Source organism: Pseudanabaena minima str. Chao 2107, from assembly GCF_051131155.1.
In the GTDB taxonomy this organism is placed as follows: Bacteria; Cyanobacteriota; Cyanobacteriia; order Pseudanabaenales; family Pseudanabaenaceae; genus Pseudanabaena; species Pseudanabaena minima.
Map to the genome: position 1 here is coordinate 4,115,753 of NZ_CP159508.1, position 16,332 is coordinate 4,132,084.

The 16,332-nt window shown below is 45.8% G+C and carries 13 protein-coding genes and 1 tRNA gene; 10 read left to right on the top strand and 4 right to left on the bottom strand.

Annotation, left to right across the window (positions count from 1 at the left end):
* Nucleotides 1-23 precede the first annotated feature (23 nt).
* Together rph and ABM313_RS18720 are read right to left on the bottom strand one after the other, a co-directional pair.
* Nucleotides 24-770 carry a ribonuclease PH gene (gene rph, locus ABM313_RS18715; RefSeq protein ID WP_434684655.1) on the bottom strand — a complete coding sequence of 249 codons (747 nt, stop codon included), beginning with the start codon at nucleotides 768-770 and terminating at the stop codon, nucleotides 24-26.
* A gap of 409 nt (nucleotides 771-1,179) precedes the next feature.
* On the bottom strand, nucleotides 1,180-2,697 hold the full coding sequence (locus tag ABM313_RS18720; RefSeq protein WP_434684656.1) for a protein kinase domain-containing protein: 1,518 nt from the start codon (nucleotides 2,695-2,697) through the stop codon (nucleotides 1,180-1,182).
* A 306-nt stretch (nucleotides 2,698-3,003) separates the two neighbouring features.
* Here ABM313_RS18720 and ABM313_RS18725 point away from each other — a divergent pair.
* Nucleotides 3,004-3,075: transfer RNA gene (locus ABM313_RS18725), tRNA-Lys, on the top strand.
* 274 nt (nucleotides 3,076-3,349) lie between these two features.
* Here the strand turns inward: ABM313_RS18725 and acsF are convergent.
* Nucleotides 3,350-4,429, bottom strand: coding sequence for a magnesium-protoporphyrin IX monomethyl ester (oxidative) cyclase (acsF, locus tag ABM313_RS18730; RefSeq protein WP_434684657.1), 1,080 nt, complete (start codon nucleotides 4,427-4,429; stop codon nucleotides 3,350-3,352).
* A 386-nt stretch (nucleotides 4,430-4,815) separates the two neighbouring features.
* On the opposite strand from acsF, the gene ABM313_RS18735 reads away from it, so the two are divergent.
* The 9 genes from ABM313_RS18735 to ABM313_RS18775 all read left to right on the top strand — a co-directional run bounded on the left by ABM313_RS18735 (nucleotide 4,816) and on the right by ABM313_RS18775 (nucleotide 14,300).
* Nucleotides 4,816-6,426, top strand: coding sequence for a type I restriction-modification system subunit M (locus ABM313_RS18735; protein ID WP_434684658.1), 1,611 nt, complete (start codon nucleotides 4,816-4,818; stop codon nucleotides 6,424-6,426).
* Nucleotides 6,427-6,523: 97 nt separating this feature from the next.
* Complete coding sequence (locus tag ABM313_RS18740) at nucleotides 6,524-6,658, top strand: hypothetical protein (RefSeq protein ID WP_434684659.1); 135 nt, start codon at nucleotides 6,524-6,526, stop codon at nucleotides 6,656-6,658.
* Between the two features lie 8 nt (nucleotides 6,659-6,666).
* On the top strand, nucleotides 6,667-7,053 hold the full coding sequence (locus tag ABM313_RS18745) for a GIY-YIG nuclease family protein (RefSeq protein WP_434684660.1): 387 nt from the start codon (nucleotides 6,667-6,669) through the stop codon (nucleotides 7,051-7,053).
* Nucleotides 7,046-7,189 (top strand): hypothetical protein, encoded by a 144-nt coding sequence (locus tag ABM313_RS18750; RefSeq protein WP_434684661.1) that lies wholly within the window; start codon nucleotides 7,046-7,048, stop codon nucleotides 7,187-7,189. The genes ABM313_RS18745 and ABM313_RS18750 overlap by 8 nt, the downstream gene beginning before the upstream one ends.
* 192 nt (nucleotides 7,190-7,381) lie before the next feature.
* Complete coding sequence (locus tag ABM313_RS18755; protein WP_434684662.1) at nucleotides 7,382-7,537, top strand: hypothetical protein; 156 nt, start codon at nucleotides 7,382-7,384, stop codon at nucleotides 7,535-7,537.
* Between the two features lie 159 nt (nucleotides 7,538-7,696).
* Nucleotides 7,697-8,899, top strand: a complete 1,203-nt coding sequence (locus ABM313_RS18760) for a restriction endonuclease subunit S (protein WP_434684663.1) — start codon at nucleotides 7,697-7,699, stop codon at nucleotides 8,897-8,899.
* 68 nt (nucleotides 8,900-8,967) lie between these two features.
* Complete coding sequence (locus ABM313_RS18765; RefSeq protein WP_434684664.1) at nucleotides 8,968-9,276, top strand: nucleotidyltransferase family protein; 309 nt, start codon at nucleotides 8,968-8,970, stop codon at nucleotides 9,274-9,276.
* Nucleotides 9,263-9,613, top strand: a complete 351-nt coding sequence (locus ABM313_RS18770) for a HepT-like ribonuclease domain-containing protein (RefSeq protein WP_434684665.1) — start codon at nucleotides 9,263-9,265, stop codon at nucleotides 9,611-9,613. Before ABM313_RS18765 ends, ABM313_RS18770 begins: the two co-directional genes overlap by 14 nt.
* Before the next feature lie 58 nt (nucleotides 9,614-9,671).
* Nucleotides 9,672-14,300 (top strand): DEAD/DEAH box helicase family protein, encoded by a 4,629-nt coding sequence (locus ABM313_RS18775; RefSeq protein WP_434684666.1) that lies wholly within the window; start codon nucleotides 9,672-9,674, stop codon nucleotides 14,298-14,300.
* Nucleotides 14,301-14,465: 165 nt separating this feature from the next.
* Here ABM313_RS18775 and ABM313_RS18780 read toward each other — a convergent pair whose 3' ends face one another.
* Nucleotides 14,466-16,145 carry an alpha/beta hydrolase gene (locus ABM313_RS18780; protein WP_434684667.1) on the bottom strand — a complete coding sequence of 560 codons (1,680 nt, stop codon included), beginning with the start codon at nucleotides 16,143-16,145 and terminating at the stop codon, nucleotides 14,466-14,468.
* Nucleotides 16,146-16,332: the final 187 nt, after the last annotated feature.

Below are 16,332 nucleotides of genomic sequence, written 5' to 3' on the forward strand. Positions count from 1 at the left end.
AGCGGCGCGATGCGCCGCTCTTTTTATAATTGGATTTGCAGCAATTCGCCAATCCCTTTTTCGGCGACATCGAGCATTTGATTAAGCTGCGATCGCGAGAATGTATCTGATTCGCCAGTGCCTTGCACCTCGATCAGCTTGCCACTGCTGTCCATAACCACATTGAGGTCAACACTGACAGCGACATCTTCTTTGTAATTTAAGTCCAAAATTGGGACACCCTCCAATAAACCCACAGACACAGCCGCCACAGCATTACGAATTGGCGATCGCGTAATTTTGCCTTCAGAGAGTAAGCGATCGCAGGCTGCTTTAAGAGCCACAAACCCTCCTGTGATTCCACCTGTGCGCGTGCCACCATCAGCTTGCAACACGTCAATATCAACGGTAAAAGTGTAATTAGCAATCGCAGTCATATCTAGTGCAGCTCTCAGACTACGCCCAATTAACCTTTGGATTTCTTGAGTACGCCCTGATAGTTTCATAAATTCCCGTTGTTGACGCGGAATGGTAGATGCAGGCATCATCCGATATTCGGCTGTTAGCCAACCTTGATTACTCCCAGTCAGAAACTTAGGCACACCTTCTTCGATGGATACAGTGCAGATCAATTGGGTATTACCAAATTTTGCCAACACAGAACCCGCAGGTGCTTGGGTAAATGGATGCTGCAAATGCACTGGGCGCAGTTGATCCCAAGCTCTCCCATCGGGACGTTGAATAATCGGCAAATCACTCATGATCACTGTTTGTAAAGTCTTTCCAATCATATAGCAATCCTAAATGTTTTTTGGAAGAGTGCTCCGAAGGAGCGCTCTTCCAAAAAAACAAAAATCTACAAAGGATTTAGGACAGCTATAGCAATGTATAGCTGTCACCATTTGTACTAGGACAAATCAAAACCCAGAAGGCGAGTGGCAGCGCTTCGCGCTGCCACTCGCCTTCTGGGTTTGTATCCTAACAAGACTGGCGACGACTATAAGAGTCATCTCGGACAAAAATCAAAACCCAAAAGATGAGTGGCGGCGCTTCGCGCCGCCACTCATCTTTTGGGTTTTATGTCCTAAGCAAAACTTACATTGCTATAGCAATCAATATATAGAGATTTTCCAGTCTGACAAAGGACGTGTTTGTGTTCCTAAAATGCCCCTACATCTCATAGCATCAGTTCTATCAATATTAATCATCATCTTTTTTCTTACCACCTTTTTTTGAAGGAAGTTCGCGTTTCGAGGATGGGGTTAATCGCTCATCAGGTCTGAGTTCCAGCGCTTTAGAAAAAGCTGCGATCGCCTCATTTTCACGCCCCATACTTCTCAGTAATAAGCCCTTTGCTCCCCAAGCATCGGCACTATTGGGATCTAACTTTATAGCTTCTTCTACTTTTGCCAGAGCTTCCTGAGGTTTGTTATTGCGATTAAGAATCAAGGCTTGGGCAAGTAACTCCTCAACAGATAAAGGCTTTGGGGTTGCAGTCGATGATGCTGTAACTGGAGGTGTCGATGCGATCACCGTTGGGGTTGCAGTCGATGATGCTGTAACTGGAGGTGTCGATGCGATCGCCGTTGGACTCGGTAAGTTGGAAACTACGGGATTATTAACAACTTCAGGTGCATTTCTCGCAGTTTTGCTGATGATTGCCATGATCACTACCAGCAGCAAAGCAAAGCCTCCAGTGACCCAAACCCAAATAGGAAATGATTTGCGCGACGAGGACTCTTGGAAGGCGACAGTGTGAGGGTCTCTATAGGAAGAATCGCCTTGAGAACCTGCTGCTTGCGTAGCAACCTGTGACGACGTGATGATAGTTGCGGCGTTGTTAGTCATATTGCTGGCGCTAACGACAGTTGGCAAATCATGCTCGGTAACATTGGGCAGAGAGGCGATCGCTTTTAGTACTTCTGAAGCGGTCTGATAGCGTTGACGGAAATCGTAACGCACCATTTTGTCGAGAATATCTAGAAATTGCGGGGAGTAATTACCCTGTAAGCGATCGCGCCAAACCAGTTCCGCCGTTTCAGGATGTTCACCAAACAGGCGTGGCTCTGCGCCAGTAATTGCTTGGATTGCCATCATCCCTACCGCATAAATGTCACTACTAAAACGCGGCTTGCCATTAAGTTGCTCGATGGGCATATACCCAGGGGAACCAATCGCGATCGTCAGATTTGTATTACCTTGCGGATCAACTGCCAAACTACCAATTTCTTTAACTGCACCAAAATCGATCAAAACAATTTTGCGATCGCTGTTACGGCGAATTAAGTTGGCTGGTTTGATATCACGATGGACAACATTGCGCTCATGCACATATACCAGTATTTCTAAAACCTCTTTGAGCAAGGCGATCGCCACCGCTTCAGGAGATCGCTTGCCATTACCAATCTCCTGCGTGAGATCCGTACCATCAGCAAATTCTTGGACTAAATAAAATTCTTCGCCTTCCTGAAAGTGGGCAAGTAAACGTGGAATGCGATCGTGGGAGCCTAAAGAATAAAGCATCTCGGCTTCTTGATCGAAGAGACGCTTAGCAGTTTCCAACACAAAAGGCTCATGGGATAAAGGCTTAAGTTGCTTCACCACACAGGTAGGATGCGTTGGCAAATCAATATCTTCAGCCAGATATGTCTGACCGAAGCCACCACCACCGAGGTGACTAATAATTTTGTAATGTCCTCTAAGTATGGTGTCTAGCACATTTTATCTATTTGTTTTCTAGGTGGTGATTGGAAATTTAAGGTCATTATAAGGCTTAGATCTCCGAATACAAGGGGATTAAGCAATATGTCGCAACTATAAATGCTCCAAAAAATAGCAGGAGGTGCTTCGTACCTCCTGCTATTTTTATAGCGATCTCATGTTTTAACGTCATTTCGCCATTTGCGTCGTGCTTCGCACGACGCAAATGGCGAAATGACGTTGTTTTAATTTCGACTTTTGTGATGTATTTGTGCAAACATTTGCTAGTATAGAAATCGCTCTTTGAGCAAACGAGCAAATTTAGGGTGACTGGCGCAGTGGTAGCGCATCGGACTCTTAATCCGCTGGCCCTGGGTTCGAATCCCAGGTCACCCATTAACAAGATTTAGAGGTACGTCGCTAAGCGACGTACCTCTAAGTTTTTGTTGTAGTGCATCAAGGCTTTTGAAAGCGTCGTGACGCTTTCAAAAGCCTTGATGGGGTTTATATAGCTATAGCCACCTGTATCAGAACAAAGCAAAACCCAAATAGTGTGAGGCGGCGCTTCGCGCCGCCTCACACTATTTGGGTTTTATGTCCTAACAAGAATGACGACTGCTCTAGCTGTGTCGCAAAAGAGGAAGAGCGATCGCTCTTCCTCTTTTGGTGATTAGAGAACTACACCCTTAGGAGCAGGAATAGAAGGTTGTAAATACATGGTCAGGAACTGTAAACCGTTATTGGCAAGGTAAGGAAGTTTCTGAATCTTCTTCAACCACTCAGGAGCATTGGATTCATCAATTTTCGAGAGCTTGGCATTGTTCTCTTCGCACTTCTTCAGGCAAGCCCAGAACTTAGGATTTTCCAGATTAAGAATCACAGGAAATGCCTTTGCAGCATCACGATTGGTTTCACGAAGAACTTCATCGACATACTTTCTGGTATCCATGCCGATGGATTCGTAGAACTCATTGCGAACACAAATATCATTTAGATACATGGTGGCAAATACTGATAGCAAGAAGAACTTACTCCAGAGATTAGCTCTAATACCCTTGATATTATTTTGCTCACTGCGGAGAAGCAAGCTACAGAAATCACCGTGGCGGCTCTCATCTTGGCACCAATTTTCAAAGAAATTGAAGATCGGGTAGATTCGATATTCAGGATGAGCAAGGAAATGTTGGTGAATCTTGATATAGCGCCAGTAGCCAATCTTCTCAGATAGATAGGTAGCGTAGAAGATAAACTTCGGTGCAAAGTAAACGTATTTCTTGGTTTTGGATAGGGTCGAAAGATCAAGTTGCAGATCAAAGTCTGGCATCGCCTTATTCAAGAAACCAGCGTGACGAGCTTCATCACGGCTCATCAGGCTAAAAATTTCCGCCATCAGAGGGTTCTTGTCTTTGATTTTGACAGCAATTTCCTTGTATAGCAAAAATCCTGAAAACTCAGAGGTACAAGAGCCTTCAAGGAATACACGGAAATGCTCTCTTACTTTGGGATCGATATGATTCCAATCTTGGTTGAAGTCAGCAGTACGGACAAAGTGACGACGGTTGTAGTCAAATTTAAATTCTTCGAGGATAGCTTCATAGTCTGGCTTCAGATCGAAGATATCCATATTTGCCATTGCTTCAAAGTCAGTAGTGTAGAAGCGTGGAGTCAGGATCGTTTCGCGTCGGCCAGTCCCGTTAACCTTTTGTTGGTTTGACTGGCTTACATCGGGTTTAGAAGGGGTAGCTACCATATTCTCTGTTTCTTAAATGCTGAATAAAGGTGGGGATAAATTGCAGTTTAAATACCTATCTGACTGCCTATTTTACGACTAGTGTTTAGTTTATGGGTAGTTATATCTAGAAATAAGGTTTACTTGTTAAGAAGCGTTAAGCAAGATCCCTGAAGCAAGCTGTGAGATTTGCAACGGTTAGGGACTTACTAACTAAAGTACCGATGGCTTCGACTACGCTCAGCCATCTTTCGACTACGCTCAGCCATCTAAAGTACCTGGGGCTGAGCGTAGTCGAAGCCCTATTTTTCTCATAAATGATTTAGGAATGCTGTAGCTTGTTAAAAGGGTGTAAAACTGTTAATTGCCCAGAATTTTTAGACTCAAGCGGATAAGACAGGCAAACTATGATCTCAGGGGAAATTAAAAGTCAAATCGATCGCATTTGGGATGCGTTTTGGTCGGGTGGGATATCTAATCCGCTTGAGGTGATTGAGCAGATTACTTATTTGCTGTTTTTAAAGCGCCTTGATGAGCTACATACCCTAGAAGAAAACAAGGCAAACCGCACCAAGAAACCAATGGAGCGGCGGATTTTTCCAGAGGGTAAGGATGATAAGGGACGCGCTTATGATGAGATGCGCTGGTCTAGGTTTAAGCATGTCGCGGCGGCGGAGATGTATGAGCTTGTTAACGATCATGTGTTTCCTTTTTTACGATCGCTAGGTGGTGACGGTTCGACTTACGCGCACCACATGAAGGATGCAAGGTTTACGATTCCCACGCCTGCGCTGTTGGCTAAGGTGGTGGATGCCTTGGATGGTGTGCCGATGGACGATCGCGATACTAAGGGCGATCTCTATGAATATATGTTGGGCAAGATTGCCAGTGCTGGGCAGAATGGGCAGTTTCGCACACCGCGCCATATTATTCAGTTGATGGTGGAGTTAACTGCACCGACGGCGGGAGATGTGATTTGTGACCCTGCGAGTGGGACTTGTGGCTTTTTGGTGATGGCGAATGAGTATTTGCGATCGCATTACCCTGAGATTTTGCGCGATGCCAAGCTCAAGGATCATTTTCACCATCGGATGTTTCATGGTTTTGACTTTGATAACACGATGCTACGAATTGGCAGTATGAATATGCTGTTGCATGGTGTGGAAAATCCTGATATTCGCTATAAGGATTCACTGGCTCAGGAACACGCAGGGGATGAAGGGGCTTATACGCTGGTTTTGGCTAATCCTCCGTTTGCGGGTTCTTTGGACTATGAGAATACGGCTAAGGATTTGTTAGAGATTGTCAAAACTAAGAAGACGGAATTGCTATTCCTAGCATTGTTTTTGCGGCTTTTGAAGACGGGCGGACGGGCGGCGGTAATTGTGCCTGATGGGGTTCTATTTGGTTCATCGAAGGCTCATAAGGAACTTCGTAAGGCTTTGGTAGAAGAACAGAAGTTAGATGGGGTGATTTCTTTGCCTAGTGGGGTGTTTAAGCCATACGCAGGAGTCTCGACGGCGATCTTGTTATTCACAAAAACGGAGTCGGGGGGGACGGATTTTGTGTGGTTTTATGATGTGAAGGCGGATGGTTTGAGTTTGGATGATAAGCGATCGCCTTTGTTGCCAGATGATAAGCAGGGGGCTGTGCCTGCTAAACCGTTGACGGATGAGGAGCATTCTAAAAATAATTTGCCTGATGTGTTGAGGCGTTGGCGTTCCCTTCCGATGGCTTCGACTCCGCTCAGCCATCGGCAAAAATCTAGCTCCCTGAGCGAAGTCGAAGGGACGGTAAACGAAGCCGATCGCCCTAGAACTGCTCAGAGTTTTTGTGTGCCGAAGGCGGATATTGTGGCGCAGGGCTATGATTTGAGCTTGAATCGTTATAAGGAGGTGGTACATGAGGAGGTCGATCATCGCGCTCCTAAAGATATCATTGCGGATTTGGCGAGGTTGGAGGCTGAGATTCAGCAAGGGATGCAGGAGTTGGAGGGATTGCTTACTAGTGTTATATGAAAATTGAGCAATCTAGCTCCCTGAGCGAAGTCGAAGGGACGGTAAACGTAGCAGATAAGTTTCCGCCGCAGAGATAATTGGTCTGTCTACGTTGTCGATGGCTTCGACTACGCTCAGCCATCGGACGATCTCTCAGGGAAAGGCTTTGAACTTCGCTCAGCCATCGGACGATCTCTCAGGGAACGGCTTTGAACTTCGCTCAGCCATCGGAATTCTAGAAGAAATAGCTTAAATGGATTTATGGCGTATATGTATATTTTGGAGTGTGTGGATGGGAGTTACTATACGGGTAGTACTAAGGATTTGGTGCGGCGTTTGTGGCAACATCAAAATGGGTTGGGTGCGAGGCATACGGCGAAACGGTTGCCTGTGAAGTTGGTTTATTGTGAGTTCTTTGATCGCGTGGCGGATGCTTTTGCTAGGGAAAAACAGGTGCAGGGCTGGACTCGCAAGAAGAAGGAGGCACTAATTGCTGGTGATACGAATTTATTGCATGAGTTTGCGGCTTGTCAAAATGAGTCACATTACAGCCATTTGAATAAACCTAGCTCCCTCAATAAATCTAGCTCCCTGAGCGAAGTCGAAGGGACGGTAAACGAAGCAGATAAGTCCCCGCCGCGTGGATAATTGGTCTGTCTACGTTGTTGATGGCTTCGGCTTCGCTCAGCCATCGGGCGATCGCAATAAATCTAGCTTCCTGAATAAATCTAGCTCCCTGAGCGCTTGCCCTGAGCCTGTCGAAGGGAAGTCGAAGGGACGGTAAACGAAGCCGATAAGTCCCCGCCGCAGGGATAATTGGTCTGTCTACGTTGTTGATGGCTTCGGCTTCGCTCAGCCATCGGGCGATCGCAATAAATCTAGCTCCCTGAGCAAACCTAGCTCCCTGAGCGCTTGCCCTGAGCCTGTCGAAGGGAAGTCGAAGGGACGGTAAACGAAGCAGATAAGTCTCCGCCGCGTGGATAATTGGTCTGTCTACGTTGTTGATGGCTTCGACTCCGCTCAGCCATCGGGCGATCGTATTCAGTCATTGAGGGATCGCAATAAATCTAGCTCCCTGAGCGAAGTCGAAGGGACGGTAAACGAAGCAGATAAGTCCCCGCCGCGTGGATAATTGGTCTGTCTACGTTGTTGATGGCTTCGGCTACGCTCAGCCATCGGGCGGATCTATAAAATAAAGCAGTAACTTGCTCCCTGAGCGCTTGCCCTGAGCTTGTCGAAGGGAAGTCGAAGGGAACACACTTGGTAAGAATAATTTAAATGAGAGGCAGAAATGAAGTATAGATTTCCTGTTGAATGGAAAATACAGTCTTTTAAAAAAATTGCGGATGTTGTCACAGGTACAACGCCATCAACTAATCATCCTGAATATTATGGAAATTCTATTCCATTTATAGGTCCATCAGAATTAGGGGGGATTGAACCAATTATAAAAAGCACTAAGAACCTTTCAGATGAAGGTGCAAAACAAGCAAGACTTTTACCTAGAGAATCTGTTTTGGTCTGTTGTATTGGCGCAACAATTGGAAAAATTGGTTTTGCTGGGACGGAATTAGCCACTAACCAACAAATTAATGCTCTAGTTTGCAATAAAAATATTGTTTTCCCTCGATATGTTTTTCACTATTGCCAGACGCTTATATCTTTATTTCGACATGAAGGAGCTTCTACAACTTTACCTCTTCTACCAAAAGGACGTTTTCAAGAAATAGAGATACCTATCCCTCCGATCGCAGAACAAAAACGTATAGCAGAGATACTCGATCGCACTCAGTCACTAATATCAAAACGCAAAGAGGCGATCGCAAAACTCGACACCCTCACCCAATCCATCTTCCTAGAAATGTTCGGCGATCCAGAATTAAAAGGGTGGCACATAGAAACTGTTAATAATGTAGTTCATCCCAGTAAAGGGTCAATTAGAACTGGACCATTCGGAAGTCAACTTTTACATAGTGAATTTGTAACAGAAGGTATAGCAGTTTTAGGAATTGATAATGCTGTTGCCAATGAGTTTCGATGGGGAGAGCGTAGATTTATTTCTGAGGCTAAATATCAAGAACTAAAACGTTACACAGTTAAGCCCAATGACGTAATCATAACAATCATGGGAACTTGTGGAAAATGTGCAATCGTTCCCGAAGATATTCCTCTCTCTGTTAACACAAAACATTTATGCTGCATTACCCTAAATCAAAAGAAATGCTTACCAAGATTTTTACAAGCTTACTTTCTATTTCATCCAATCTCTAACAGATATTTAGAGCAAACTAAAAAAGGTGCAATTATGTCTGGTTTAAATATGAGTATTATTCAAGCAATGCCAATTTTTTGCCCACCCCTTGCACTACAAAAAGAATTTGCTCAACGAGTCGAAGCCGTAGAAAAACTCAAAGCAACCCATCGGGCATCCCTTAGCCAACTCGAAGCCCTCTTTGCATCATTACAGCATCGCGCCTTTAGAGGAGAGTTATAATTTTATCGATACCAGCAAGACCTATCAAAAAATTGTCAGAAATGACCTAGTAAAACTTACAGACGATCATGGCTACTCACCAATTGTCAATTGAAATACCCAACGACAAGATCGCCGAATTTTGTAAAAAATACCATGTTCGCAAACTGTCACTATTTGGCTCAGTACTAAGAGATGACTTCAGCCCAGAAAGCGACGTAGACTTCTTAGTGGAATTTGAAAAAGGCAAAACACAAGGCTTCGGCATAGTCCGCATGGAGAGAGAGCTATCAGCCATGATTTCTAGAACCGCCGATCTACGGACACCCAACGAACTAAGCAAATACTTTCGTCAAAATGTTTTGTCTGGAGCCTTAACAATATATGTCCACGATTGACGACCGCACACGTCTACACCATATGCGGGATGCCGCTATTGAAGCAATTAGCTTTATTGAAGGCTACAGCCGTGACGATCTAGAAAGCGATCGCCGTTCAGTCCTAGCCCTAGTAAAAGCCATTGAAATTATCGGAGAAGCAGCAAACCGAATATCTAAAGATTGTCAAAATCGCCACTCACAGATGCCTTGGGCTGACATCATCGGTATGCGAAATCGTCTAGTTCACGCCTATTTCGATATAGATTTAGACATAGTTTGGCAAGTCGCTACCCACGATCTGCCGCTCCTACTTACGGAAATAGAATCAATCATTGCATCAGAGACAGATGCCTAACTAATAGCAATAGACCTGTAATATTTGCTATCCTAAAATAAAAATGTTAGGGGTCAGCATGAGCCAGTTCAGCTTTCTCAAACCAGAATTTCCCGCAATCTACGAATCCGCCCACAAAGCCTTTAGAACTGCCTACCGCGATCCGCGTACAGCTTGTTTCTATGCCCGTCGCGCCCTAGAACTAACCGTAAATTGGCTATACAAATACGACACATCCCTGAGACTCCCCTATCAAGACAACCTCAGCGCCCTAGTCCATGAGCCAACCTTTAAAACTCTAGTCGGCGAAGCCGTCTTTAACAAAGCCAAATACATCATCCGACTAGGCAACCTCGCAGTCCATAACGAGCGAGCCGTCCCCGCCAACGATGCCATTAATGCAGTCCGTGAATTTTTTCATGTCGCCTACTGGTTAGCCCACACCTACGGACGCACCCACAAACCCGAAGCAGGATTACAATTTGACCCGCAAGCAATACCGCAGGCTTCGACTTCGCTCAGCCAGCGAGAAAAGGTCACTGAGCGAAGTCGAAGTGAACTCCAAAAACTCGAAACCGAACTAAGCGATCGAGATGAAAAACTATCCATACTGTTAGCCGATAAAAATGCGATCGATGAAGAACTAAAACGCCTCCGCGCCGAACTCATCGCCGTCAAACAAGCCAATACAGTCCAACCAGATACCCACGACTATTCCGAAGCCCAAACCCGCGACCTATTTATAGACTTATTACTCAAAGAATCAGGATGGGATCTGGCTTCGGCTCCGATGGCTTCGACTCCGCTCAGCCATCGGCAAAAACCTAGCTCCCTGAGCGAAGTCGAAGGGACGGTAAACGCAGCAGGAAATGTTGAAGGGAGGCAAGGAACAACAACCGCAGCAAAAGATGCTAGTGGGGTTTTGGCTTCGACTCCGCTCAGCCAGCGAAGAAAATCTAGCTCCCTGAGCGCCAGCCCTGAGCGGAGTCGAAGGGAAGTCGAAGGGACGGTAAACGCAGCAGGAAATGTTGCAGAGAGGCAAGGAACAACAACCGCAGCAAAAGATGCTAGTGGGGTTTTGGCTTCGACTCCGCTCAGCCAGCGAAGAAAATCTAGCTCCCTGAGCGCCAGCCCTGAGCGGAGTCGAAGGGAAGTCGAAGGGACGGTAAACGAAGCAGAAAAGTTTGAAGGGCAGGAAGGGACAGCAAACATAACCAGAGAATTCCAAGTCTCAGGAATGCCCAATGAGTCAGGTAAAGGCTATGTCGATTATGTCCTCTGGGGCAACGATGGCAAACCCCTCGCCCTAGTCGAAGCCAAACGCACCAAAAAAGACGCAAGGGTAGGACAACAACAAGCAAAACTCTATGCCTATTGTCTCGAAGCCCAATTTGGACAACGCCCGATCATCTTCTACACCAATGGCTACGAGCATTACATTTGGGACGATACCAACTACCCACCCCGTCAAGTCCAAGGCTTTTATAAAAAATCTGAACTAGAACTACTGATCCAACGCCGCACCACCCAGAAACCTCTCTCAACAGCAAACATCAATCCTACGATCGCCTCCCGCCATTACCAAGCCCGCGCCATCCGTAAAGTCTCCGAAGCCTTCGAGCAGAACAAAGAGCGCAAAGTCCTAATTATCATGGCAACAGGCGCAGGTAAAACCAGAACCGCGATCGCCCTAGTCGATTTACTCATGCGATGCAACTGGGTCAAACGCGCCCTATTTCTCGCTGATCGCGTCTCTTTAGTTAACCAAGCGATCGGCGTATTCAAAAAACATCTACCCGACTCCGCACCCGTCAACCTACTCACCGAAAAAGACACCGAAGGGCGCGTCTATGCCTCAACCTATGCCACGATGATGGGGCTAATCAATGGCACTACAGATAACAATAAAAATGGACAAAAGCGCTTTGGAGTCGGACATTTTGATCTCATCATCATCGATGAAGCCCATCGCTCCGTCTATCAGAAATACCGTCATATTTTTAATTACTTCGATTGCTTACTCCTTGGACTCACCGCCACACCAAAAGATGAAATTGATCGCAACACTTACAGCTTATTTGACCTCGAAAACGGTGTACCTACCGATGCCTATCAACTAGAAGATGCTGTCAAAGATGGCTACCTAGTCCCCACTAAAGCCATATCCGTACCCCTCAAATTTCAACGAGAAGGCATCAAATATGATGAACTTTCGGAAGCAGAGAAGGAAGAATGGGATGCACTGGAATGGGATGAAGAAGGCAATATTCCCGATCGCATTGAAGCAGGGGCATTAGACCAGTGGTTATTTAATCAAGACACCGCCGACAAGGTGCTAGAGCATCTGATGACCAGAGGGCTAAAAGTAGCAGGAGGCGATCGGCTCGGTAAAACCATCATCTTCGCCAAAAATCAAAAACACGCTGAGTTTATCGAAGACCGCTTTAACGCTAATTACCCACACCTCAAAGGTGAATTTACCAGACTGATCACCAATAGAACTCCCTATGCTCAAAGCCTAATTGACGAATTCTCTAAAAAAGACAAAGACCCCCATATCGCCATCTCCGTCGATATGCTCGACACAGGCATCGATGTGCCTGAAGTCGTTAACCTAGTCCTTTTCAAACTAGTACGCTCCAAAACTAAATTCTGGCAAATGGTCGGACGTGGAACCCGTCTTTGCCCCGATCTATTTGGCGATGGTCAAGACAAACAATTTTTCTACCTATTCGACTACTGCCAAAATCTCGAATTTTTCAAACAGAATATTCCAACCATTGACGCGCCTATCCCTAAGTCTCTAGGCAAGCAACTATTTACCACCAGACTAGATCTAATCGCTGCGCTAGACAAAAAATATAGCTCCCTGAGCGAAGTCGAAGGGACGACAAACGCAGCAGAAGATGCTAGTGGGGTTTTGGCTTCGGCTTCGCTCAGCCAGCGTATACCATCTAGCTCCCTGAGCGAAGTCGAAGGGACGACAAACGAAGCAGGAAATTCTAGTGAGGTTTTGGCTTCGGCTTCGCTCAGCCAGCGTATACCATCTAGCTCCCTGAACGAAGTCGAAGGGACGACAAACGAAGCAGGAAATTCTAGTGAGGTTTTGGCTTCGGCTTCGCTCAGCCAGCGTATACCATCTAGCTCCCTGAGCGAAGTCGAAGGGACGACAAACGAAGCAGGAAATTCTAGTGAGGTTTTGGCTTCGGCTTCGCTCAGCCAGCGTATACCATCTAGCTCCCTGAGCGAAGTCGAAGGGACGACAAACGAAGCAGGAAATTCTAGTGAGGTTTTGGCTTCGGCTTCGCTCAGCCAGCGTATACCATCTAGCTCCCTGAGCGAAGTCGAAGGGACGACAAACGAAGCAGAAGATGCTAGTGGGGTCTTGGCTTCGACTTCGCTCAGCCAACGCATACCATCTAGCTCCCTGAGCGAAGTCGAAGGGACGACAAACGAATCAGAAGATGCTAGTGGGGTTTTGGCTTCGGCTTCGCTCAGCCAGCGTATACCATCTAGCTCCCTGAGCGAAGTCGAAGGGACGACAAACGAATCAGAAGATGCTAGTGGGGTTTTGGCTTCGACTTCGCTCAGCCAGCAAAGTTTTTTGCTCAGCCAGCGTAGAGCATCTCGTTCCCTGAGCGTAGCCGAAGGGAATGAAACGCTCTACAATCCAACAACTAATTCTGAATCATCACTACGCAATCAAATCGCACAGGTTCTCTATTCGGAAGTTGCCGCCATGAACTGCGAAAACTTTATCGTGCGACCCAAGAGGCGACTTGTTGAAAAATATAATAATCCCGAAGTATGGCGATCGCTATCAGAACAAGATCTAAACGAACTCAACCAAGAAATTGCAGGATTACCCGCCCAAATTGAACCCGAAGCCGAAGAAATTAAAAGGTTTGATATTCTCATCCTCAAATTACAACTAGCCATCCTGCGATCGCACTCTTCATTTACGCGGCTACGCGATCAGGTTAAGGCGATCGCCAACTTACTAGAGCAAAAGGCATCTATTCCTCTAGTTCAAGCCCAACTAGCACTAATTCAAGACATCCAGACTGATGAATGGTGGCAAGACATCACCTTACCCATGCTAGAAGCCGTCCGCAAACGCTTACGCAGTCTAGTTAAGCTCATCGAAAAGCAAGAGCGTCAACCGATCTATACCAACTTTGAAGACGAGATGGGTGATGAAACGATTGTCGAATTACCTCACTTCACTCCATCCGACAACTTTGAAAAATTCCGAGCTAAAGCTAGAGATTTTTTGCGATCGCATCAAGATCAGATGGTCATCTTCAAACTCAGAAATAATAAACAACTCACTGAAACTGACCTATCAGAACTAGAGACAATCTTGCTAGAAAATGGCTTGGGCAATGTTGAAGACCTTGACCGTGCCAAACAAGAATCTCATGGTCTGGGCTTATTTGTGCGATCGCTGATTGGACTAGATCGCGAAGTAGCTAAACAAGAATTTGGCAAATTTCTCACCGATAAAACTCTCAATGCTAATCAAATCGAATTTATCAACATGATCGTAGATTACCTCACCGAACACGGCGCGATCGCCGCAGAACGTCTCTATGAATCACCGTTTACCGACTTTGCACCCCAAGGCATTGATAGCTTATTCGCATCTTCTCAAGTAGATGAATTATTTGCTTTGCTAGATGATGTTTCTGCTAAAGCTGCTGCATAAAGTTATAGTCATTTTAAATAGCAGAGGGGCTTCGACTTCGCTCAGCCCTCGATGTAAGGTAGCTGAGCGAAGTCGAAGCTTAAGGTTGCTGAGCGAAGTCGAAGCTTAAGGTTGCTGAGCGAAGTCGAAGCTTAAGGTTGCTGAGCGAAGTCGAAGCTGTAGTTTTTATTTACTGATCGCCGCATCAATTTGTTCCATACTCAGCGATCGCAATAGACTCACCTGAGCCGCAGGCGTGGAAATATTCGCAAAATACGATGTAGTCAGGTATTCAGCATAATTAGCTTCTTGAAGCAGATGGTTTTTGAAAAAGGCAACACTCAGCAGCTTGAGATAATCTTGTGACTCGATCGCACTGGAGCCAGCCAAAACATTACTGACTTCAGGACTAAGGCGATCGCTAGAGGTAATGGCTGTAACCGCCGTATGTCCAGCTTTATTTAGCAGTACTAAATATCGATTAGGCGAGGTTAACCATGTAAATGGCACTATTTGCTCAGAAACCACAGGGGCAAAAGTATCACCTGAACTACCAACAATCGCGATCGGTACAGTAATTTTACTCATTGCAGGCTTACCCAAAACATGACTAGTTACAGGATTAACCGCGATCGCTGCCTTGATGCGTGGATCTCCCAAATTGTAGGTTTGGTTTGGCAGCCCCAGTGCTACACATTGCAATAACAGCGAAGCATTCCACTTATATTTGCCTTGACATGCTTCAGCCAAATCCGCAAATTGGATCTGGGCATCACTAACTAGCGCTAGCGCTGCATAGCCACCAAAGGAATGTCCAACCATGCCCACATTTTGCCAATTGATATTACTCGCTTGAGGCGACTTCTCTAGGAAATTTAGTACCGCAGTAATATCCTGTGGACGCTCAACAAAGCTTTTGGGCGGTGCAATTTCGCTAGCAGCCCCAATAATCAATTTATCTAACTGCTCCGCACTACTATTTGGGGAAACAGTCAGCACCACCGCAAATCCATAGGACGCTAAATGCTCAGCAAGATACAGCAACGGTTCACGGTTAGAGATTAGCCCTGGATAGATGACGATCGCAGGGATGGGCGCAGATTTAGCAGTGGCAAGCTTTGGAACAAACAGATAAAAGGGAATTTCATACTGCTGATCCAATGCTGGCGCTTTGAGGCTATAGCGTTCCCATTGGGTTCCTCCCTTATTTCGCAAATCAGCTAGCTGAATCGGTGAAGGTGTTGGTGTTGCTCCCGATTGCCCAGCTTGTTTAATTGCCTCATTGTTAACCATCTGCACAACTTTTTGCGTATTTTGCAGTAGGTCGCTCAACTCGCCAACGGTCTGCAAACCTTCTTGAATATCAAAATAAATATCCGACGTGGGGAATTTGCGGAGGAAATTGAGCAGAGATAATCCATTCTGTTTATCAGCAGTTGCTAAAACTGCCGCCGCACGGATAGCGCGATTACCTGATAGGTTTGGACCAGTTTTAATAAACTCTCCTAAAATATCTAACGCTCTTTCTCCTTGAGATGTGTAGAGAAATCTTGATAGTAATGATATGGGGACATCGGCTCGCTCTGTCAAAATGCGCCGAAAGGTTGCCATATCTGTTGCCGAAATATATCGCGAGGCCGTATCAAGTGCGCCGCGTAATTCACCCGTTTTAGAAAACTCTTCCAAGTCGTCAACAGATACCGAAACTTCAAAAATATTAAATCGGAAATTGACAGTGTCGGCAGCTTCACTAGGCTGAGCGATCGCCACTCCACTAATTGCACTCAGCAAAAATATCAAAGTGGCTGATCGGCTAATCAATCGGCGTGAAATATTGGCGATCGATGCTGTGAGATATTTCATCATATGTAGCTTTATCTGGGAGATCTCCCCTAGAAGCTAACACAACATTCACAAATTAACTTCAATTCGACGAACGCGCAAAACGGTAAAAATCGCTCTGCGATTTTTACCGTTTTGCGCCATTTGCGCCGCGCGAAGCGCGGCGCAAATGGCTAACCCAAAAGTTAAGTGGCGGCGCTTTACGCCGCCA